Origin of the sequence: Streptomyces sp. NPDC047043, assembly GCF_040644055.1 — a bacterium.
In the GTDB taxonomy this organism is placed as follows: Bacteria; Actinomycetota; Actinomycetes; order Streptomycetales; family Streptomycetaceae; genus Streptomyces.
The window spans coordinates 251,455-271,979 of sequence record NZ_JBEYVO010000013.1 but is presented as its reverse complement, the minus strand read 5'-3'; the positions used below and the strand labels follow the sequence as shown (position 1 = coordinate 271,979).

Below are 20,525 nucleotides of genomic sequence, written 5' to 3'. Positions count from 1 at the left end.
TAGTAGCTCCGCTACGAGGGCTTCCGCCCGGCACGCCGAGAGCACGCACCGAACGCCGCTCCTTCTCCCACGGAGATCCATCAGAAGAGCCCTAGTGGTGCTGCTCTGCCGGTGCCTTGCGCGGCAGCAGTCGTACCAGGGGCAGGCACAGGGCGACGGCCGCGGCGACCACGGCGAGGCTCGCGAGCAGGGCGTGGGTCTCGCCGCCGTCGACCGCCTTGAAGTACACGGTGGTTACGGCCGCAGCGCCGATCGCGTTGGCGAGTTGCTGCACCGCGTTGAGCGAGCCGCTCGCGCTGCCGGCCTCCTCGGGGGCGATGTCACCGATGGTGACGTCGTAGACGGTGCCGAAGCAGGTGCCCATGCCGAGGCCGACGAGGAGGAGGGGCGGGACGAGGGCCCATCCGGACGAGTCGGTGAGCAGCGCCAGGCAGCCGCAGCCGGTGAGGATCAACAGCAGTCCGGCGACGACCAGTTGGCGGCCGTAGGTGTGGATCAGCCGGTGGCAGGCGATGGATGCCACGACGATCCCGGCGGAGAGCGGGATCAGGCCGAGTGCGGTTCCGGCGGGGGAGTGGCCGAGGCCGCGTTGGAGGTGGAGGGAGACGACGTAGAGGAGGCCGGCGACCGCGGCGAAGGCGAGGACGCCGAGGATCAGGCCCGAGGTGAAGCCGCGGTTGTGCAGGAGGCTCGGGCGGATCAGGGGCTCGGGGGCGGTGCGCTGGCGGTGGCAGAAGGCGGCGGACAGGGCGAGGCCGAGGAGGAGTTGGGCGAGCGGGCGGGCACCCCAGCCGCCGTCCGAGCCGTCGATCAGGCCGCCGAGGAGGCCGAGCAGCGCGCCCGCGAGGAGCGCTGATCCCGGGCCGTCGACCGAGACGGACCGGTCGCCCGTGTCTCGCGGGAGCAGCCGGGCGGCGGCCAGGAACGCGGCGCCGCCGAGCAGCAGGTTGATCAGGAACATGGGGCGCCAGCCCAGGCCCGCGAGGTCGGTGTCGACGAGGAAGCCGGCGAGGATCGGACCAGCGACGGCGGACAGGCCCATGACGGGCCCGAAGAGGCTGAACGCCTTGCCGATCTCCTCGCGCGGCCAGGTCGCGCCGAGGATGCCGAAGCCCTGCGGGACGACCAGGGCCCCGAAGGCGCCCTGCACCAGCCGGGCGGCGACCAGCGCCGCCGGATTCGGGGCGAGCCCGCAGGCCAGCGAGGCGGCGACGAAACCGGCGAGGCCGAGCAGGAACAGCCGCCGGCGCCCGTATTTGTCGCCGAGCCGGCCGCCGGGCACCAGCAGCACACCGAGCGCGAGGGCGTAGGAGGCGCCGAGCCACTGCACGAGACTCGCGCCGCCGCCGAGGTCCCTCGTGATGGTCGGCGCGGCGATGTTGGTGATCGTCGCGTCGAGCAGGTCGAGGACGTCTGCGGCGAGGACGACGGCGAGCACGGCCCAGCGGGCGCGGGCGGTCAGGACAGGTTTTTCTCTTGCGTTGCGAAGAATCTGCGTCACGCAGATAAATATCGGGAGTGCCGCCCCCGGCCGTCAAGGGGATATCCCTGCCGTGCGGGCGCCCACCGCTTCCATCTGCGTGAGCGGATGGGCATCACGGCCTTCCGCGTCGTGAAGCCGCTGGGCTGACGGCGGCCGCGTATGCCGTCGGTGGTACGCCCACCGTCGCCGTGAAGTCCCGTGCCAGATGGGCCTGGTCGGCATAGCCGAGGTCGGCCGCGAGGGCCGCCCAGTCGACGTCCCGGTCGGTCTCCGCGCGCTCCAGCGCCTCGTGGATGCGGTAGCGCAGGATGACCCACTTGGGGCCGACGCCGACGTACCCGGCGAACAGGCGCTGCAGCACTCGTACGGACATCCCCTCGGTGCGGGCGAAGTCGCCGGCGCGGCGGATCGTGCGGTCGGTGCGGATGCGGTCGACCAGGGCCATCGCGAGGTCGGCCTGGGGGTCGGGGCGGGGCGAGAGGGAGAGGAGGAAGGCGTCCAGGGCGGCCACCCGGGCGTCCTCGTCGTACGGGGTGAGGACCTCGCGCGGGTCGGCCTCCAGGGGGACGTCGGGGAAGCGGACCCGCTGTCCCGTCCAGTCGCTCACCGTCCGGTCCGGGGCGAAGGGGCGGAAGCCGCCGGGGCGGAACTGGATGCCGCAGACCCGCCCCCGCCCCTCCAGCTTCTGGGTGAACAGCTCCAGTCCGATGCCCGCGATCTCGGCGAAGGGCTCCTGCCCCTCGAACCGCTGGAAGACGATGTTGACCGACGGGTGCGGGACCACGTGCGAGGCGTACGGCTGGGGCAGGTCCCAGTCGATCAGCCAGTAGTGCTCCAGATACGGGCGCAGCGGCTCGGCGGGTTCGCGGCGCCGGAAGCGGACGCGCGCGAAGAGTTCCGCGGCGTCGACGATGCCTCGGGTGTCACGGCGTGGGGCGGCCATGTCGGGATCGTAGGGCGGGGCACCGACAGTCGGCGGAATACGGGGGAGGGGGAGGTCGTTTGCCGGTATAGTTTAATCGTCAACAACTTGGAGGTTGAGCGACCATGCAGTTCGGGATCTTCAGCGTCGGCGACGTCACGCCGGACCCGACGACGGGCCGTACGCCGACGGAGCGCGAGCGCATCAAGGCCATGGTCGCCATCGCGCTGAAGGCCGAGGAGGTCGGCCTGGACGTGTTCGCGACCGGCGAGCACCACAACCCGCCCTTCGTGCCGTCGTCCCCGACCACGATGCTCGGCTATGTCGCCGCGCAGACGGAGAAGCTGGTCCTCTCCACCTCCACGACGCTCATCACCACGAACGACCCGGTGAAGATCGCCGAGGACTTCGCGATGCTCCAGCACCTGGCCGACGGCCGGGTGGACCTGATGATGGGCCGCGGCAACACCGGCCCGGTGTATCCGTGGTTCGGCCAGGACATCCGCCAGGGCATCAACCTCGCCATCGAGAACTACGCGCTGCTGCGTCGCCTGTGGCGTGAGGACGTCGTGAACTGGGAGGGCAAGTTCCGGACGCCGCTGCAGGGCTTCACGTCCACGCCGCGGCCGCTGGACGGGGTCCCGCCGTTCGTCTGGCACGGCTCGATCCGCTCGCCGGAGATCGCCGAGCAGGCCGCGTACTACGGCGACGGCTTCTTCCACAACAACATCTTCTGGCCGGCCGACCACACCAAGCAGATGGTCGAGCTCTACCGGACGAGGTACGCGCACTACGGGCACGGGACGCCGGAACAGGCGATCGTCGGGCTCGGCGGCCAGGTCTTCATGCGGAAGAACTCGCAGGACGCGGTGCGGGAGTTCCGCCCGTACTTCGACGTCGCGCCGGTGTACGGCCACGGGCCCTCCCTCGAGGACTTCACGGACCAGACGCCGCTCACCGTCGGCTCCCCGCAGCAGGTGATCGAGAAGACCCTGTCCTTCCGGGAGTACGCCGGTGACTACCAGCGTCAGCTCTTCCTGGTGGACCATGCCGGGCTGCCGCTGAAGACCGTGCTGGAGCAGATCGACATGCTGGGCGAGGAGGTCGTACCGGTGCTGCGCGAGGAGTTCGCGAAGGGCCGTCCGGCGGACGTGCCCGAGGCGCCGACGCACGCGTCGCTGCTGGCCGCGGTGGAGAAGGAGGTCGTGGCATGAGGCTCGTCGTCGTGTCGGCGGGGCTGGGCGTGCCGTCGTCCACGCGGCTGCTGGGGGACCGGCTGGCCGCGGCCGTGGGCCGGCAGACCCCGGTGGAGGTGCAGGTCGTGGAGCTGCGCGAGCTCGCGGTGGAGATCGCGCACAACTTCACGAACGGGTTCCCGGGGCGGAATCTGTCGGCCGCGCTCGAGGCGGTGACGGAGGCGGACGGGCTGATCGTCGTCACGCCCGTCTTCTCGGCGTCGTACAGCGGACTGTTCAAGTCCTTCTTCGACGTGATCGAGCCGGACGCCCTGGTGGGCAAGCCGGTGCTGATCGCGGCGACCGGCGGCACGGCCCGGCACTCGCTGGTGCTGGAACACGCGCTGCGTCCGCTGTTCGCGTATCTGAAGGCCGTGGTCGTCCCGACGGGGGTCTACGCCGCCTCGGAGGACTGGGGCGCGGAGGGCCTGGACGGACGGATCGAACGGGCCGCGGGAGAGCTGGCGGGGCTGATGGCGGGGCTCACCAAGAGGGCCACGACGGAGGTCGAGCCCGGGTTCGTGCCGTTCGAGCAGCAGCTCGCCGCGCTTCGACCCACAGGGTGAGAGGACGGTAGGGGCGCCGCCTTGGTTGCGCCCCAGGGGTGAGAGGCCAGTAAGAAGGGCGCCCGGTGAGCTGCTCATCACGTCGTACGACACCTGGACCTTGGCAGACTGGAGCCGTGTCCCAAACTGTGCTGCTCGCCGAAGACGACCGCGCCATCCGTCACGCCCTGGAGCGCGCCCTGACCCTGGAGGGCTACCAGGTCACCGCGGTCGCCGACGGCGTGGAGGCGCTGGCGCAGGCCCACCGGACCCCGCCGGACGTGCTCCTGCTGGACGTGATGATGCCCGGCATCGACGGCCTCCAGGTCTGCCGGGTGCTGCGCGCCGAGGGCGACCGCACCCCGATCCTCATGCTCACCGCCCTCGTCGAGACCGCGGACCGCATCGCCGGCCTGGACGCCGGCGCCGACGACTACGTGGTCAAGCCGTTCGACGTCGAGGAGGTCTTCGCACGGCTGCGTGCGCTGCTGCGCCGTACCAGCGCGGACGGCGCGCCCGTGGCCGACGTACCGAAGGAGCCCCCGGCCTCCGCCGACCGGCAGATCCAGGCCGCCGGACTGCGCATGGACGTGCAGGCGCGGCGGGCCTGGCGCGGGGAGCGCGAGCTGGAGCTGACGCGGACCGAGTTCGAGCTGCTGGAACTGCTCGTGCGCAACGCCGGGATCGTCCTCGACCACTCCACCATCTACGACCGCATCTGGGGCTACGACTTCGGGCCCGGCTCCAAGAACCTCGCCGTGTACGTCGGCTACCTGCGCCGCAAGCTCGACGAGCCGGGCGCGCCCGCGCTGATCCACACGGTGCGGGGTGTGGGTTACGTGCTGCGGGAGGACTGAGTGGGCCGGCTCAGGCGGCTGCTGGCGAGACGGCGGCCCGGGCTGGTGTCCCTGCGTACGACGTTCGCCGTGTCCTTCGCGGCCGTCACTGCTGCCGTCACCGTGCTGGTCGGCGTCCTGTCGTACAGCGCGGCCGCGCGGCTGGTGCGGGTCGACCAGGAGTCCGTGTTCGACCAGGTCGTGCAGGACCTGCGCGACGAGGTGCGCCAGCACCGGATGACGACGGACGACTTCTCGTCCTCGGCGCCGGGCCACGACATCGTCCGGCCGGCCCGCACCGATGTGCAGGTGCTGGGGGCGGACGGCAAGGTCGTCGACACCGGCAGCCCGGGCCTGCCCGTCACCGCCGCCGACCGGTCCATCGCGGCGGACCGGACCGCCGGGAAGATGGTCGAGCACAAGGACGTCAACGTCGCCGAGGACGTGTACCGCATCGCCACCGTCTCCCTCGGTGACCGGCGGGGCGCGGTGCAGGTCGCGCAGGAGTTCAGCGACACCGAGGACCTGCTGCGGGCGCTGCAGCAGCGCACGCTGATCCTGATGGGCGCGGTGGTGACCGCCGCGGGCCTGTTCGGCTGGTGGCTGGCGCGCCGCATCACCCGGCGGCTGATCATCCTGACCTCGGCGGCGGAGGACGTCGCCCGCACCCGGCGGCTCGGCATCGAGGTGCCCGTCACCGGCTACGACGAGGTGGGCCGCCTCGGCCGCGCCTTCGACCGCATGCTGGGCCGCCTCGCGCAGTCCGAGGAGGACCAGCGGCGCCTGGTCCAGGACGCCGGGCACGAGCTCCGTACGCCGCTCACCTCCCTGCGTACGAACATCTCGCTCCTGCGCCGCATCGACGAACTGCCTCCTTCCACCCGCGACGAGCTGGTCGCGGACCTCACCCAGGAGGCACGCGAACTCACCGACCTGGTCAACGAGTTGGTGGACCTGGCGGCCGGGCAGTCCGACACCGAGCCGCCCCAGCGGGTCGACATCGCCGACATCGCCGAGGACGTGGCCGGGCTCGCCCGGCGGCGCTCGGGACGTCACATCACCGTCCGCGCGAGCGGCGACACGACGACCGACGGGCGCCCCGGGATGCTCCAGCGCGCGATCTCCAACCTCGTCGAGAACGCGGCCAAGTTCGACCGCGACGGCACCGGGCCCATCGAGATCGCCGTCTCCGGGCCCGCCCGGTCCGGCACGGTCCGCGTCGAGGTCCTCGACCGCGGCCCCGGTATCGCCGACTGCGACCTGATCCGCATCTTCGACCGCTTCTACCGCGCGGCGGACGCCCGCTCCCTGCCGGGCTCAGGCCTCGGCCTGTCGATCGTCCGCGAGGTGGCCATGGCCCACGGCGGCGCCCCGTTCGCACTCCAGCGGGACGGGGGCGGCTCGGTGATCGGCTTCACGGTGGGCGGGGCACCGGGGGGCGGGGGGCGCGACGGGGGCTGAGGGGCGGCTGGGCTCCGACGGGGGTCCGGTCTCCGACGGGCACCTCGTCCGGGCGGTGCAGGAATCGGCCGAAGGAAGTACGGGCCCCGGTGTGCGCGTCTTCCGCCACGGATCGGCTGCCGCCGTCCCCGACCACATCAGCCTGTGGGGCCTGCGTCTGAAGATCTGCCAGAGCTTCGACCAGTGGGCCAACGTCCGTCCCGTGCACTTCCTGCCGGGTGTGCAGAGCCCGTTGCGCAAGGCCGACGACACCGATCTCGACCGGGTCGTCGTCCGGGAGAACAGCGAGGGCGAGTACGCCGGTCTCGGCGGACGCAACCTCGGCGGGCGCGGGCCGGGCGGTGAAGTCGCCGTCCAGTCCGCCCTGTTCACCGAGGTGGGCTGCGAACGCATCATGCGCTTCGCCTTCGACCTGGCCCGCACCTGGGCCCACCGGAAGGTCTCGTCGGTGACGAAGAGCAACGTCCAGCAGTACGGCATGGTCCTGTGGGACGACGTGTTCAAGCGGGTCGCCGCCGACTACCCGGACGTGGAGACGGAGAGCGTCCTGGTCGACGCCATGTCCGCGAAGTTCGTCCTGCGCCCCGAGGAACTGTCGGTGGTCGTCGCCTCAACCCTCAACGCCGACATCCTCTCCGACCTGGGCAGCGCGCTGGCGGGCAGCCTGGGCCCGGCGGCGAGCGCCAACCTCAATCTCGAGCGCCGCTTCCCGAGCATGTTCGAGCCGGTGCACGGCTCCGCGCCGGACATCGCCGGGCAGGGCCTGGCCAACCCCGTCGGCGCGGTGGTCAGTGCGGCCCTGATGCTGGACCACTTCGGCCTCCCCGACCAGGCGGCCCGTCTGAACAAGGCCATCGAGTCGACCACGGCCGCCGGCATCCTCACCCGCGACGTCGGCGGTACGGCCGCCACGGAGGACGTCACCAAGGCCCTGATCGACGTGCTGGGGGCGTGAGCTCGTCCCGGTTCGCCTCATGTCGCGCCGGCGGACCGGGACGGCGGGTTTCCGTGGTGGCGCCCGCCTACCGCAACGGCGCCGTGTCCAGCAGGTCCCGCGCCATCAACTGCGCGGGGCGCGCCGTCTGTTCGGCGATCCGGCGGAAGGTCTCCTGGGCCGGGCGGGCCGGCCAGGCGGGCGGCAGGTGGCGGGCCGGGAGGCGGGGATCCGTGCGGATGGTCCAGAGCCATTCGCTGACCAGACGCAGCCGGGTGCCGATGGGGTCCTCGCCGGAACCGGTGCCGAGGTGGGCGGTCCAGCGCTTGTCGAAGGTGACGTAGCGGGCGGCGATGGACTCCAGGTCCCAGGTGTCGCTGATCATCCGCTCGATGTCGGTCACCTCGGCCGCCCGGGCGTGGAAGATCTTCACGTGGGCCGAGAGACCGAGCTCCGAGACCGGGCCGGAGACGTCGACGTCACCCGGCGCGATCCACAGCCCGCTGTACAGCGCACCGAATCCGGACCAGGTGAGGCGTGAACGCAGGTCGTGGCGCTGGCGCTTCCAGGAGTCGGGCAGGGAGAACCCGAGCAGGGTCCAGGAGCCGTCCCAGTCGTCGTTGACCGCGCCCTGCTTCCAGATGCGGGTACGGCCGTCCTGCAGGACACGGGTGGCCTGCGGGGTGAGACCGAAGTACATCCTGCGGCCCTCGCGCTGGCGCCGCAGCAGACCGCGGTTGACCATGCGGGTGAGGGTGGAGCGTACGGCCTGTTCACCGACCCCGACACGACCGAGCACGTCGATGATGCTGCCCGAGTAGACGCACAGATCGCCCTCCTCCAGCACATGGTTGCCGAAGAAGGCGAGCATGAGCGACTGGGGGCGCGGCGCCGGGCCGTCCACGAGGTCGCTGTCCGAGGTGTCCAGGATGTCTTCGTCCTCCACGGGGGCAAGAGTACGGCCGCCGGCTTTGGACGCGGTGGGCGGCCGCACCAGGTGAAGGTGCCGCGCCGGTCCGTCAGTCGTCTGCGGCACCGTCGTGTCTGGTCGCGCAGTTCCCCGCGCCTCTGCCTGCGGCGACGCCGCAAACCCGGCTTCGCTTACGTGACTTCGCCCGCGGTGCGTCCATGCCGCCTGCCTGCTCCGGCGGGATCCGGGGGGCCTTGCGTCTGCCAGGCCCGGGACATGGCCGGTTTGCATCTGCTTCACATACCGTTCCTTTGAACTCTCAAGATGTCATGACATGCTCGCCGCTCGGCGTGTGATCGTCCCGGCCTTTTGTGAGAGCGAATGCCAGTGAACGTGAAAAGCCATGTGCGGGAGCATCCTTGACCGGGCGGCAGCGGGGACGCCCCGAGCGGCCGCTCGATCCCGACGCGGGGCCGGTGCAGCGCTTCGCCCACGAGCTGCGGTCACTGCGTGCGCAGGCCGGCTCCCCGTCGTACCGGACGATGTCCGAGCAGGCCCGTGTCTCGGTGGCCGCCCTGTCCCGCGCGGCCTCGGGCGAGCGGCTGCCGTCGGTCGCGGTCGTGCGGGCGTACGCGCAGGCCTGCGGGGCCGATCCGGACGCGTGGGAGGGTCGGCTGGACGCGGCGGCCGACGAGGTCGCCTCCTGCGACACGGCCGAGGGGGAGTCGCCGTACCAGGGACTGGCCCGGTTCGAACCGGGCGACCAGGAGCTGTTCTTCGGCCGGGACGAACTGGCCGAGGACACGGTGCAGTTGATGAAGGAGCACCTGTTCGCGGTGCTCGTCGGCGCGTCCGGCAGCGGCAAGTCCTCGCTCCTGCGGGCCGGCGTGATGCCCCGCCTGCAGAAGGTCGTGCAGGAGCTGGGCTGCGACGCGGAGCTCCGGCTGATCACGCCCGGCGCCCGGCCCGCCGCCACCCACGCCCGGCTGCTGGCACCGGCGCCGGGGGAGCCCTCCAGGGCCTGTCCGGCGGATCATGTCGGCGTCGCGGGGTCTGGCACGCACTCCCCCGGAGGGGGGACCCCCATCGCGTCGACGCCCTCCTCCGCCTTGCAGCTGCACGCTCCCCCACGCTCGAACAACCTCGCGCGGGGGCACGCCCATGACCCCGCTCGGGGCGGCCAAGATGCACAGTCTCCCGAGGCCGGCCTGATCCGCCGGACAGGCCCTCGTATCGTCGTGGTCGACCAGTTCGAGGAGATCTTCACGCTCTGCCGGGACCGGGCCGAACGCTGGCGGTTCGTCGACCAGTTGCTCGCCGCCAAGGACTCCGGCGGCCGGCTGCGCGTGGTCGTCGCCGTCGGCGCCGGCTTCCACGGCCGGTGTGCCGAACACCCGGGTCTCGCCGAGGCGTTGCGGCACACGAGCCTGACGGTCGGGCCGATGACCCGCGAGGCGCTGCGGGACGCGGTCGTCAGACCGGCCACAGCGGCGGGCCTGAGGGTCGAGCGGGAGCTCACCGCCCGCATCGTCGAGGAGGTCCACGACCAGCCCGGCGCGCTGCCGATGCTCTCGCACGCCCTGCGCGAGACCTGGCGGCGCAGGCGCAGTGGAGTGCTGACACTGGCCGCGTACGAGGAGGCGGGCGGCGTCCATGGAGCGATCGCCGCGGCGGCCGAGGAGGTCTACGGCGGACTCTCCCCCGACCAGGCCGGCACCGCCCGGCGACTCCTGCTGGCCCTCATCGCCCCCGGCGACGGCACCGCCGACTCCCGCCGCCCGGTCCGCCGGGCCGATCTGCGCGAGTGGCCGGACCCCGAGGTGCCCATCGTCCTCGAACGGCTCTCCCGCGCCCGGCTCATCACCGTGGACGAGGAGAACGTCGAACTCGCCCACGAGGCCCTGATCACCGGCTGGCCCCGGCTGCAGTGCTGGATCGAGGAGAACCGCGAGCGGCTGCGCATGCACCGCCACCTCACCGAGGCCGCCCGCAACTGGCAGGAGCACGGCCGCGATCCTGGCACCCTCTACCGGGGCGTCCATCTCGCCCTGGCCGACGTCCTGTTCACCCGCGAGCGGCACGACGACGACCTCACCGCACGGGAGCGCGCCTTCCTCTGCGCCTCCCGGGTGGCCCACCGCATGGAGCGCTGGACGGCCGCCCGGATGCAGCGCCGCATACGAAGACTCGTCCTCGCCCTCACCTGCGTCATGGCCGGCGCCCTGGTCGCCGGCCAGATCGCCTGGCACGAGAGCGACGTTGCCGAGGGGGAGCGCAGCCTCGCCGGGGCCCGCCAGGCCGCCGACTTCGCCGACCGGGACCGGGTGACCGACCCCCGTACCAGGACCCTGCTCAGCATCGCCGCCTGGCGGCTCGCCCAGCTGCCCGAGAGCCGCGCGGCCCTCTTCGACGCCCTCGCCGAACCCGAGCGCGACGCCTTCACCGACCCGGACCAGAACGACGAAACCCGCGACTTCCTCACCGACTCCGGGCGCACCCTGCTCAGCGTGGGCGGCGGCAGCTGGTCGGCCTGGGACGTGGCCACCCACAGCCGTACGGGATCGGGACGGCTGCCGGACCTTCCGGTGACCGCGGTCAGCCTCGACGGACGGACCCTCGCACTGGCCGGCACCGACGCCGACTCCCACGCCGGGCGACGGCTGTGGCGGCTGCCGGCGGTGACGGAGGGCCCCGCCGAGACGCAGAACCCTTCAGGCCTGCAGGATCCGGATCCCGTCGGATATCAACAGGACCCCGTCGGCCACCGAACGGCGGCCGACTCGAACCTCGGCGTCGACGCCTATGTCGTCAACGGCCCTGATACGACGGCGCAGTTGCGCGCGTTCACGGACGACCCGGTGGTGCTGGAACGTTCCGTCGCCGATGTCGTCGTCCCGAGCGCGGACGCGCAGCTGGCGGCCGTCTGCGCGCAGGACGGGCCGCTCACACTGCGGGACATCGTCCACCACCGCACCGTGTCGGGGGAGTGGCAGAACTCGCCGGCGGTGGACTGCTCGTCCGCCTCCCTCGTCTTCGACCGGGCCGGGACACACCTCGCGGCGGTCTCCGACACCGGGATACACGTCTGGGACACGGCCTCCGGACGGCAGCTCGCGCACCTCGCCCAACCGGGCGCCTCCCACCTGGCGTTCACCCCGGACGGGCGGTTCCTGGCGGCGGCCGGGCAGGACGGGACGACGGTCTGGCGCATATCGGCGGCCACGGCACCGGTGTTCCGCCACACCCTGACCGACGGGCCCGTCACCGCCCTCGCCTGGGACCCCGCCGCCCCGACCCTGCGCTGTCTCACCGGCAGCACGGTCCACTCGCTCGACCTCACGGTGCCCCTCACCTCCCCGTGGCTCGACCGGCCGCTGGACCACGAGACGCTCGGCCCGGACGGCCGCCTGCTGGCCACCGCCGAACGGCACGGCGACCGCTACCGCTTCCACCTGCGCGACACCCGCACCGGCCGTGTGGTCGCCGAACCGCCCGCCCTCGAGGCGCCCGGACGCACCCACGCCGCACCACTCATGACGTTCAGCCCCGACGGCCGGGCCTTCGCCTACGGCATCGGCGACCCAGACGCGTCCGGCGCCCGGTTCGTCATATGGAATACGACAACTCACCGCGTACAGGCGGCAGTTCATCCGAGCGGCTCGCCTACCGTCCGCTCGATCGCGCTCGCCCCGGGCGGCCGGGAACTGCTGCTCTCCCGGGCGACCGCCACCGGCTCGCCCACCGGCGAGGTGTGGAACACCGCCCGCGGCACGCGGACCGACCGGCCCGAGGACCTGGCCGCCACCCTGAAGTCCGCCCTGGCCTCCGGTTTCGCCGGCCCTGTCACCGCCCTGCCCTACGGCCTGGACACCGACGTACCCCTCGATTCCGACGGCGACGCGGACCTCCTCGCTCTCAGCCCCGACGGCGCCCACCTCGCCACCGGCGGCGACTTCGGCAGCGTCACGGTGTGGCACGGCCGCAGGGAACGCCACCGGGAGGCCGTCCTCCCGCCCGCCGCCGGAGCCCGCGTCACCGCGCTCGCCTTCAGCCCCGACGGCCGCACCCTCGCGGTGGGTTACGGCTCCGGCGCGCTGCGCCTGTGGGACACCGACACCCGGCAGCCGCTCGGCGGCAGCCTCAACACGCCGGGCGACGCGATCCGTTCGCTCGCCTTCGGTGCGCACGGCGACTCCGTCTACGCCAGCAGCGCGCACGTCCCCGTCCAGCGGTACGCCGTCGGTCCCGCCCAGGTCGTCGCCCGGCTCTGCGCGCGGGCCGGACGGAACCTGACCGCCAACGAATGGCGTACGTACCTTCCCGATGTGCCCTTCCGGCGGCTGTGCGACGTCTCCGGCTCGGCCGATCCGGTCGCGGAAACCGGTCCCGCACCGGCCGCGACTCCCCATCCGACCGCGGCTCCGGCGCCGGAGGGTGCCCTCTCGTCCTCGCATGCCGCCCGGAAGCCCGCGTCCCGTAAGCACGCGTCCCAGAGGCCCGGCGCGCGTGTGCACGGCACCGGGAAGCACACCGCCGTGAAGTCCCCCGAGGCGCGCCGCGAAGCCGCTGCCCCCTCGGCCGCCGAGGCGCATCCGCACGCCATGTCGCGAAAAGCCGCCCGTTCGGAGTCGGGGAAGAACGGCCGGGGCAACGGCACGAATGATCACGGCCGCTCCTAGGAAAGGCCCTGGCAGCGCGGGGGCCGCGGTCCGAGTCGGACGGACCGCGGCCCTGATCAATGGGACGTGAACGGGCGGTCACAGGTCCGATTTTCGCCTGCCGTTGGGTTGTTTACGCCTCTGACCTGCATTGATAGACAAATCCGGGCCGCCAAGAGTGGGGGTCAACCGGTCCGCTGCACTCCCCGGTCAGTGAAACCGGCGGGCAGCCGACGGCAACCCCGTCGGCTGCCCGGAAACCAGCTGTACCCCCCACACCGACGTTCGCTGCCGTCGGTATCCGACCCTCTCCCCTCACTGGAGTGATCGATGGCATTCGCGCGCCGCAAGACCGCTTCCCCCAAGCGCACCCTCCGCACCGCCGGGGCCGTCGCGGCCCTGACCCTGGGTGCCTCGCTGATGGCGGCCCCGCAGGCCTCCGCGGCGGACAGCCCGACCACGAAGGAGCTTCTGGACGCCTGCAGTTGGGCGGACCTGTGCGAGTTCCACGCGACGAACTACTGGACGTACACCGGCCCGAACCACCAGGTCGGCACCACCGCGTACAACTGCGCGAGCCAGACCAACCAGCACCGTATCGACTGGTCGGACACGACCGGCTCCACGAACACCTTCGGCATCTCGATCAGCGCGAGCTACGAGTTCTTCAAGGTGTTCACGGTCGGCGTCGAGACCAGCTACAGCCACAGCTGGGAGGCCTCGCACACGGACACCGAGAGCAACACGGTGAACGTTCCGGCCGGTTACAAGGGCTGGATCGAGCGCGGTACGGCCAAGCAGCAGGCGACGGGCTGGTACGAGATCCACTTCGGGAAGCGCTACTACGGCCACTACATCTGGTACGTCAACAACTACCAGTCGTCCGGCTTCAACTCCGACAGCCCCAACAAGGGCTACGTCAACTTCAAGGACGCGAAGATGACCTCCGGCGAGCGCTCCGCCCACTGCAACTGAGACCGGGCGACAGCATGTGGTGCTCCGTGACTCCGGGAATCCGCCCCCGGCTCCGCCTCGCCGCGGCCGCCCTCTGCTCACTGGTCCTGCTGACCGGGTGCGCGGCGGGCGCACAGAACAAGCCCAACACCTCCTACGCGGACGGCGACGGCCCGACGGTGATCGGCACCGACACCTCCGCGGAGAGCCGGGTGGTGGCGGCCATGTACGGCGAACTCCTCACCAGGGCCGGACAGAAGGTGGTGACGGCGAAGACCCGCTACTCGTCTCCCGCCGCCAGCGCCAAGGCCGTGGTGGCGGGGAAGCTCGGGCTGGCTCCCGCCTACGAGAGCACCCTGCTGCGTACGTTCCCGGACGGCGACACCCTGCCCGGGAACATGTCGGCGACGCTGAGCATGGCGCTGCCGATGGGCATCACCGCCCTGCCCCCGGCCGCCGCCCAGCGCGGCGTCGTCCTCGCGGTCACCCAGGCCACGGCCCGGCGCCACGACCTGCACAGCCTCTCCGGCCTCCGCAAGGCCGGCAGCCGCCTCACCCTCGGCGGCTCCGCGTCCTCGGCCCCCGACGCCCCCACACCCTCGTCGTTGAAGAAGGTGTACGGCGTCACTCTCACCACCGCCGGCACCTCGGCCAACGCCGATGTCCTGGCCCTGCGCGGCACGGACCCGTCCATCACCGAGGACAAGCTGGTCGTGCTGGCCGACCCCGAGGGCGTCATCCCGCCCGAGCACGTCTTCCCGCTCATCCAGGCCCCCTACGCCGGCCTGGCCGCGAGAAAGGCCCTGGCCCGAGTCAACTCGGCGCTCACCACGGACCAGTTGGCCGCGCTCGCCGCCTCCGTCGACACGGGCGGGTCGCCCGCCGAGGCGGCGCGGAACTGGCTGAAGTCCAAAGGGCTGCTCAGCTGATCCCCCGCACTTGATCCCCCTCACTCGAACAGGACGGTGGTAGTGAAATGCGTGACCTCAGAAGGAAGTTCGCGGTCGCGGCGCTGACCGCGGGTGTCGTCGTCGGCGGCCTGGCCGTCCCCACGACGGCCGGCGCGGACTCGGTCAAGGCCGTTCAGATCACGGTCTGCAACGACGCGAGCGTGGAGCAGCTGTTCTGGGTCAAGGGCTACAACCAGCACGGCGACTGGGACGACTCGCCCATCTGGAAGGTCAACGGCGGGACCTGCGCGACCGGTTGGGACTACTGGTGGCAGCAGGACCGGTCCGTCGAACTCCACTACAAGCGCGGCAACGCCGGGTGGACCTGGAAGCAGGCGTACGTCCCCAGGACCAAGGACCGGACGACGACGCTTCGACTGTCGTAGAACCTCGGCCGGACACACACCCGGGGCGGGACTCGAAAGGGTCCCGCCCCGGGCGTGCTCACGCCACGGGCCTCACCGGCGCCACGCTCAGGTGAGTTCCTTCGGTTCGTGCAATGCCGTGTCGGCGGGGCCGTGAGCGAAGCGGGTGAAGCGGACCCGCAGCCCCTCCCGCTCCGGCGAACAGCAGAAGGGGCCGGCCGTTGCAGGGACCTCCGGTGGCAGTGGCGCCAGCCGGACCATGCGCCAGGGACCGTCCTCGCAGCGGGCGCGGACGGTCACCGCGTCTCCGGCGCGGCTGGCCCGAACGGTCACCGGACGGCCGTGCCACTCGGGCACCGGCGCCACCGACCAGTCCGAAACCCCGTGGGTGACGACCGCGCCCAGCTGCGGGAGACCGTCCGACATCTCGATGCCCGCCTTGATCCACGTCCCGGCGTCGACGCGGACCATCAGGCCGGCCTGGTCGTAGAGCGTGTCGAAGTCCGCGAGGAAGGTCACTTCGATCGCGCTGTCCTGCGGGAAGTCGTGGAGCAGCGCATGCCCGTCGTCGCGGACGAAACCGTAGCTGGTGGTCCGCCAGAAGTCACTGCGGCCGCGTGCGGTGACCAGGAGATCGGTCCCGTCGCTCTCGGTGTGCAGGGGCTGGTTGAGCCAGGCGGCCTCGTGCCAGGGGATCACGCGTTGCTGCTGCATGTGCCGTCCTTGTCTGCGGATGCGGAGGATGCTCAGCAACATACGCCGGGCCAACTTTCCTTGGTCCCGCGGGAGATGAGGATCCCGGGCCGAAATCCCTACGGAGATGAGCACCCGTACTCATGCCTGCCCTCGCGCTCCGGTCCACCGTTGAGAACACCCCCCCCACGGACCCGATCCGAAGGGACCCGCGATGCCGATGCCGAAAGCCTCCCGCCCGCGCCGCCTCCCGTGGCTGCGGCGGCTGGTCGCGCTCGCCACGGACAACTGGCCCGCCCGCGGTTATCTGGCGGCCTTCGCCGCCTCCGTGCCGGCCGCGTTCGTCTTCCCGGACAGCGTCTGGGCCATGGCACCCATGCTGTTCACGGAACCCCTCTCCTTCCTGGGCGTGGCCCTCCCCGTCGGCCCCGGCAGCGTGGACGGCAGCGGCCCCGCCGCGGTGCTTACCTCCGCCGCCACGGGCGCCTGGCTGCTCCTGTGCGTCCTCGTGAACGCCGCCGCGATCGGTGCCCTGGCGCACCATGTCCGCGACGTCCGGCACGCGTGAAGCCCTCGTACTGCTCCCAAGAGAAAGGAACGGACATGGCGCGCTCCACACGCCCCCGACTGCACAGGATCCGGGCCCTGTTGGCGCCCGCGGTGGACAACTGGCTCGCGCGCGGCTACCTCGCGGTGGTCGCCGCGTCGCTGGGGTTCTTCCTGTACGCCGTGTATCTGTCGCCGGACCCGGGCTTCGCCGGCATCTGGCCGATCATGGCCACGGCACCGCTCAGCATGTTCGTGACCCTGCCCCTGATGCTGGTGTCACCGGACTGGGACTCCCCGCTGGCCTGGCTGAGCCCGCTGATCTTCTCCGCCGGGGCGGCCCTGTCCGGCCTGGTCAACGCAGCACTGATCGGCCTGCTCGCCCGCAGGCTGACGGAACGGGAGCCGCGGCCGGCGGCCTGAGCGGCGCCGGTCGGCTACTGCCGAGGCCGGGGTGATCTGACGCTGCACCGCGTCCACGAGAACTGGACCGGTTGGCGCGGCAGGGCCGTCGAACCCCTCGTCCGCGAGGCACTGGCCCGCCTCCTGCCCGATGACCAGCTCGCTGCCGCGCCTGCCATCGGCGCCTACTGGACCCGCACCAACGATGTGGAGATCGACATCGTGGGAGCCGATCGCGCGCCCATCGCCAAGGAACTGCAGTTCGTCGGCTCGGTGAAGTGGCTGGAGAACGCCCCCTTCGACCGCCACGACCTTGCGGCCCTCCTGCGTCACCGCGCCGTGCTCACGCCCGACCCCGTCCCGTTGGTCGCGATCTCCCGGAGTGGCACAAACTGCACGGGGCTGGATGCCGAGTACGGGCCGACGGACCTCCTCGACGCATGGCCTTCCTGAGCCCGACAGGACCTACGACAAAGGGCGGGGCCCCAAGACCCCGCCCGCTGTTCGACAGACCCCGCCTCAGGGCCAGACCAAGCAATACGGCTGATGCCCCGCCTCATGCAACCGATGGCTGAAGTCCTGCCACTCGTGCAGCAGCTGGTACACGTTGAACGCATCCCGCGGTCCACCCCGGTCCGGCACCGTCGACCAGATGAACGCCGCCGCGCCGACCGCCTCCTCGCCTATGCCGCGCAGGGGGTCGACCACCGTCATCGGGAGCTTGACCACCGCGTAGTCGGGATGCAGGACGACCAGTTCCAGGGGCGGGACCTTGTGGAGGGGGACGCCCTCTATGCCGGTCAGGACCATCGCCGCCATCGTCTCCGGCTTGATCTTGGTGAACATGCCGTTCATGCCGAGCTCGTCGCCGCCGAGTTCCTCGGGGCGCATCGAGATCGGGACGCGGGCCGCGGTCGCGCCGTCCGGCGCGCCGAAGTACTTGTACGTCACCCCCACCCGACCACCATTCCTGCTCCCTGCCCGGAGCTGCTCGACCCGGCGGTCGATCCGCCGGTCGATCTGCTCGGGCTCACCCGGTACACCCTGTGTCCGACGTGCCTCGGCAGCTTCCTCCGCCTCGCGTCGGTGCCTTCCCCGCCGGGCACGTCGAGGACCGAGGTCATCAGTCCCCTCGCCCAGTCCGCCACCGCGATGCATATCTCCACCCGACTGCTTTTCTAGGACGCGCAGGCCCCGCTGCGCAACCCGATCATCGTGTCAGTGACCTCCCCCACGGCCGCCCGCCGAAACGTGCGTTGAAACACCTGTCCGCAGGATCTTCGCAGTCCCTGAACAAGGCCCTGCAGACCTTGTCGTACATCTATACGTACGCCGAAGTCGTTTGAGCTGTGTGTATCAGGTCCCAGTTTCGCAGATCGAACCGGGCCGCGACTGTCCCCGCGGTCAGCAGCGGTGCCCGCTGCCGTGCGGTTCTGCTGGCCTACCCTGAGGAGGTCACAGCCAACCGGAGTCCGAGAAGGTCGGAGAAGTCGCTGGTCATGAGCGAACTGCCATATCCATACGAAGCACCCGTGTCGCAGGCGCTGTTCGACCGTGCGGCCGCCGTCACGCCCGGTGGCGTGAACTCACCGGTGCGCGCCTTCCGCGCCGTGGGCGGTACGCCCCGGTTCATGGTGTCCGGTCGTGGTCCGTACCTGACGGATGCCGATGGGCGGGAGTACGTCGATCTCGTCTGTTCGTGGGGTCCGATGATCCTCGGTCACTCGCACCCCGACGTCATCGCCGCAGTCCAGGACGCCGTCTCGCGCGGCACCTCCTTCGGTACGCCCGGTGAGGGCGAGGTCGCGCTCGCCGAGGAGATCGTCGGGCGGGTCGAGCCCGTGGAGCAGGTGCGGCTGGTCAGCAGCGGGACCGAGGCCACGATGAGTGCCATCCGGCTGGCCCGTGGGTTCACCCGGCGCTCCAAGGTGATCAAGTTCGCCGGGTGTTATCACGGTCACGTCGACTCGCTGCTGGCCGCGGCGGGCAGTGGTGTCGCCACGTTCGCCCTTCCCGACACCCCGGGTGTCACGGGCGCCCAGGCCGGCGACACCATCGTCCTCCCTTACAACGACCTCGAGGCCGTCAACGAGGCCTTCCACCGGCACCCCGGCGAGATCGCCTGCGTGATCACCGAGGCCTCGCCCGGCAACATGGGCGTCGTCCCGCCCCGGCCCGGCTTCAACCAGGGGCTGAAGGACGCCTGCTCCAAGAACGGCGCCCTCTTCATCTCCGACGAGGTGATGACCGGGTTCAGGACCAGCAGGGCGGGTTGGTACGGCATCGACGGCGTGCGGCCCGACCTCATGACCTTCGGCAAGGTCATGGGCGGTGGCTTCCCCGCCGCCGCCTTCGGCGGGCGCGCCGACGTCATGGGGCACCTCGCCCCCGCCGGGCCCGTCTACCAGGCCGGCACCCTCTCCGGGAACCCGATCGCCACCGCGGCCGGTCTCGCCCAGCTCCGCCTCCTCGACGACGCGGCCTACGGCAAGGTCGACTCCGTGTCGCAGACGATCCAGGGGCTCGTGACCGACGCCCTGAGCAAGGAAGGCGTCGCGCACCGGCTGCAGAGCGCCTCCAACATGTTCTCCGTCTTCTTCACGGACCGTGAGGTCCGCGACTACGAGGGCGCCAAGAAGCAGGAGTCCTTCCGCTTCACCGCCTTCTTCCACTCGATGCTGGCGCAGGGCGTCTACCTCCCGCCCTCGTCCTTCGAGTCCTGGTTCGTGTCCACGGCCCACGACGAGCAGGCCGTACAGCGCATCGCCGACGCCCTCCCGGCGGCGGCCCGAGCAGCGGCGGAGGCAACCGCGTGAGCGAGAGCACCAACACGGCAGGCAGCGACATCACCGTCGTACACCTCATGCGCCACGGTGAGGTCGCCAACCCGGACGGGATCCTCTACGGCCGCCTCGCCGGCTACCACCTGTCCGAGCTCGGCCGGCAGATGGCCGACCGGGTCGCCGAGCACCTCGCCTCGCGCGACATCACATACGTCTGCTCCTCCCCGCTGGAGCGGGCGCAGGAGACGGCGACCCCGATCGCCAAGGCGCACGGGCTCGACCTCGCGAGCGACGAGCGGCTCATCGAGGCCGACAACATCTTCCAGGGAAAGACCTTCGGGGTGGGTGACGGGGCGCTGCGCAAGCCGGCGAACTGGAAGCACCTCGTCAACCCGTTCAAGCCGTCCTGGGGCGAGCCGTACGTGGACATCGTCGTACGGATGATGCAGGCGCTGGACGCGGCCAAGGAGCAGGCGCGGGGGCACGAGGCCGTGCTCGTCAGCCACCAACTGCCCATCTGGACGGTGCGGTCGTACGTCGAGAAGCGGCGGCTGTGGCACGACCCGCGCAAGCGGCAGTGCACGCTCGCCTCGCTGACGACCTTCACGTACCAGGGCGACAAGCTCGTGTCCGTCGGCTACAGCGAGCCGGCCCGGGACCTCGTCCCGGCCCATCTCCTCGCGGGCGCCAAGCCGGTGAAGGGGAAGGACAAGGCCTTCGGCGCCTGAGGAATCCTCCAAGGGGGGCGCGAGGCGCCCCTTTTGAGAGGCAAGAAATCCCCTTTGGGTTCCCATGACTCGCTTGTGACATTTGTTGCGAGATCGACGTGATCGAGGGGAACCTCCCGC

General features: G+C 71.4%; 18 protein-coding genes and 1 pseudogene. 14 read left to right on the top strand and 5 right to left on the bottom strand.

The window, feature by feature from the left end; translation table 11 throughout:
- Nucleotides 1-91: 91 nt before the first annotated feature.
- Both ABZ880_RS22445 and ABZ880_RS22440 read right to left on the bottom strand, forming a co-directional pair.
- Entirely contained in the window at nucleotides 92-1,501 is a 1,410-nt protein-coding gene (locus ABZ880_RS22445; RefSeq protein ID WP_361265654.1) for an MFS transporter, read from the bottom strand.
- Nucleotides 1,502-1,595: 94 nt separating this feature from the next.
- Nucleotides 1,596-2,426, bottom strand: coding sequence for a helix-turn-helix domain-containing protein (locus ABZ880_RS22440; protein ID WP_361265651.1), 831 nt, complete (start codon nucleotides 2,424-2,426; stop codon nucleotides 1,596-1,598).
- 104 nt (nucleotides 2,427-2,530) lie between these two features.
- Between ABZ880_RS22440 and ABZ880_RS22435 the strand changes: the two genes are divergently transcribed.
- The 5 genes from ABZ880_RS22435 to ABZ880_RS22415 all read left to right on the top strand — a co-directional run bounded on the left by ABZ880_RS22435 (nucleotide 2,531) and on the right by ABZ880_RS22415 (nucleotide 7,437).
- Nucleotides 2,531-3,619: an LLM class flavin-dependent oxidoreductase gene (locus tag ABZ880_RS22435; protein ID WP_361265648.1), complete on the top strand. Its 1,089-nt coding sequence runs from the start codon at nucleotides 2,531-2,533 to the stop codon at nucleotides 3,617-3,619.
- Entirely contained in the window at nucleotides 3,616-4,206 is a 591-nt protein-coding gene (locus ABZ880_RS22430) for an FMN reductase (RefSeq protein WP_361265645.1), read from the top strand. Before ABZ880_RS22435 ends, ABZ880_RS22430 begins: the two co-directional genes overlap by 4 nt.
- A 128-nt stretch (nucleotides 4,207-4,334) precedes the next feature.
- Nucleotides 4,335-5,042, top strand: coding sequence for a response regulator transcription factor (locus ABZ880_RS22425; protein ID WP_361265672.1), 708 nt, complete (start codon nucleotides 4,335-4,337; stop codon nucleotides 5,040-5,042).
- Nucleotides 5,043-6,482 (top strand): HAMP domain-containing sensor histidine kinase, encoded by a 1,440-nt coding sequence (locus ABZ880_RS22420; RefSeq protein WP_361265642.1) that lies wholly within the window; start codon nucleotides 5,043-5,045, stop codon nucleotides 6,480-6,482.
- 91 nt (nucleotides 6,483-6,573) lie between these two features.
- Nucleotides 6,574-7,437 carry an isocitrate/isopropylmalate family dehydrogenase gene (locus tag ABZ880_RS22415; RefSeq protein WP_361265639.1) on the top strand — a complete coding sequence of 288 codons (864 nt, stop codon included), beginning with the start codon at nucleotides 6,574-6,576 and terminating at the stop codon, nucleotides 7,435-7,437.
- A 67-nt stretch (nucleotides 7,438-7,504) separates the two neighbouring features.
- Here the strand turns inward: ABZ880_RS22415 and ABZ880_RS22410 are convergent, their stop codons facing one another.
- Nucleotides 7,505-8,362, bottom strand: a complete 858-nt coding sequence (locus ABZ880_RS22410) for a PaaX family transcriptional regulator C-terminal domain-containing protein (protein WP_361265636.1) — start codon at nucleotides 8,360-8,362, stop codon at nucleotides 7,505-7,507.
- Between the two features lie 383 nt (nucleotides 8,363-8,745).
- Between ABZ880_RS22410 and ABZ880_RS22405 the strand changes: the two genes are divergently transcribed.
- The 4 genes from ABZ880_RS22405 (at nucleotide 8,746) to ABZ880_RS22390 (ending at nucleotide 15,274) form a co-directional block, all read left to right on the top strand.
- Complete coding sequence (locus tag ABZ880_RS22405) at nucleotides 8,746-13,005, top strand: helix-turn-helix domain-containing protein (RefSeq protein ID WP_361265633.1); 4,260 nt, start codon at nucleotides 8,746-8,748, stop codon at nucleotides 13,003-13,005.
- 309 nt (nucleotides 13,006-13,314) lie between these two features.
- A complete protein-coding gene (locus tag ABZ880_RS22400; protein WP_361265630.1) occupies nucleotides 13,315-13,959 on the top strand; it encodes a hypothetical protein in 645 nt (214 codons plus the stop codon).
- Between the two features lie 26 nt (nucleotides 13,960-13,985).
- On the top strand, nucleotides 13,986-14,867 hold the full coding sequence (locus ABZ880_RS22395) for a glycine betaine ABC transporter substrate-binding protein (protein WP_361265627.1): 882 nt from the start codon (nucleotides 13,986-13,988) through the stop codon (nucleotides 14,865-14,867).
- 47 nt (nucleotides 14,868-14,914) lie between these two features.
- Entirely contained in the window at nucleotides 14,915-15,274 is a 360-nt protein-coding gene (locus tag ABZ880_RS22390; RefSeq protein WP_361265624.1) for a hypothetical protein, read from the top strand.
- 87 nt (nucleotides 15,275-15,361) lie between these two features.
- On the opposite strand, the gene ABZ880_RS22385 is transcribed toward ABZ880_RS22390, so the two are convergent.
- Nucleotides 15,362-15,967: a DUF1349 domain-containing protein gene (locus ABZ880_RS22385; protein ID WP_361265621.1), complete on the bottom strand. Its 606-nt coding sequence runs from the start codon at nucleotides 15,965-15,967 to the stop codon at nucleotides 15,362-15,364.
- Between the two features lie 193 nt (nucleotides 15,968-16,160).
- Between ABZ880_RS22385 and ABZ880_RS22380 the strand changes: the two genes are divergently transcribed.
- The 3 genes and pseudogenes from ABZ880_RS22380 to ABZ880_RS22370 form a co-directional block, all read left to right on the top strand.
- Nucleotides 16,161-16,514: a hypothetical protein gene (locus tag ABZ880_RS22380; protein WP_361265618.1), complete on the top strand. Its 354-nt coding sequence runs from the start codon at nucleotides 16,161-16,163 to the stop codon at nucleotides 16,512-16,514.
- Nucleotides 16,515-16,549: 35 nt separating this feature from the next.
- Nucleotides 16,550-16,915, top strand: a complete 366-nt coding sequence (locus tag ABZ880_RS22375; protein WP_361265614.1) for a hypothetical protein — start codon at nucleotides 16,550-16,552, stop codon at nucleotides 16,913-16,915.
- Between the two features lie 21 nt (nucleotides 16,916-16,936).
- Nucleotides 16,937-17,347, top strand: a pseudogene (locus tag ABZ880_RS22370) (DUF234 domain-containing protein); the annotation flags it as partial.
- Between the two features lie 66 nt (nucleotides 17,348-17,413).
- Here the strand turns inward: ABZ880_RS22370 and ABZ880_RS22365 are convergent.
- Nucleotides 17,414-17,851, bottom strand: coding sequence for a hypothetical protein (locus ABZ880_RS22365; RefSeq protein WP_003974483.1), 438 nt, complete (start codon nucleotides 17,849-17,851; stop codon nucleotides 17,414-17,416).
- 542 nt (nucleotides 17,852-18,393) lie between these two features.
- On the opposite strand from ABZ880_RS22365, the gene hemL reads away from it, so the two are divergent.
- Together hemL and ABZ880_RS22355 are read left to right on the top strand one after the other, a co-directional pair.
- The gene (gene hemL, locus ABZ880_RS22360; protein WP_361265611.1) at nucleotides 18,394-19,710 is read left to right on the top strand and encodes a glutamate-1-semialdehyde 2,1-aminomutase; all 1,317 of its coding nucleotides are present in this window, start codon (nucleotides 18,394-18,396) and stop codon (nucleotides 19,708-19,710) included.
- 47 nt (nucleotides 19,711-19,757) lie between these two features.
- On the top strand, nucleotides 19,758-20,405 hold the full coding sequence (locus ABZ880_RS22355; RefSeq protein WP_361265669.1) for a histidine phosphatase family protein: 648 nt from the start codon (nucleotides 19,758-19,760) through the stop codon (nucleotides 20,403-20,405).
- Nucleotides 20,406-20,525: the final 120 nt, after the last annotated feature.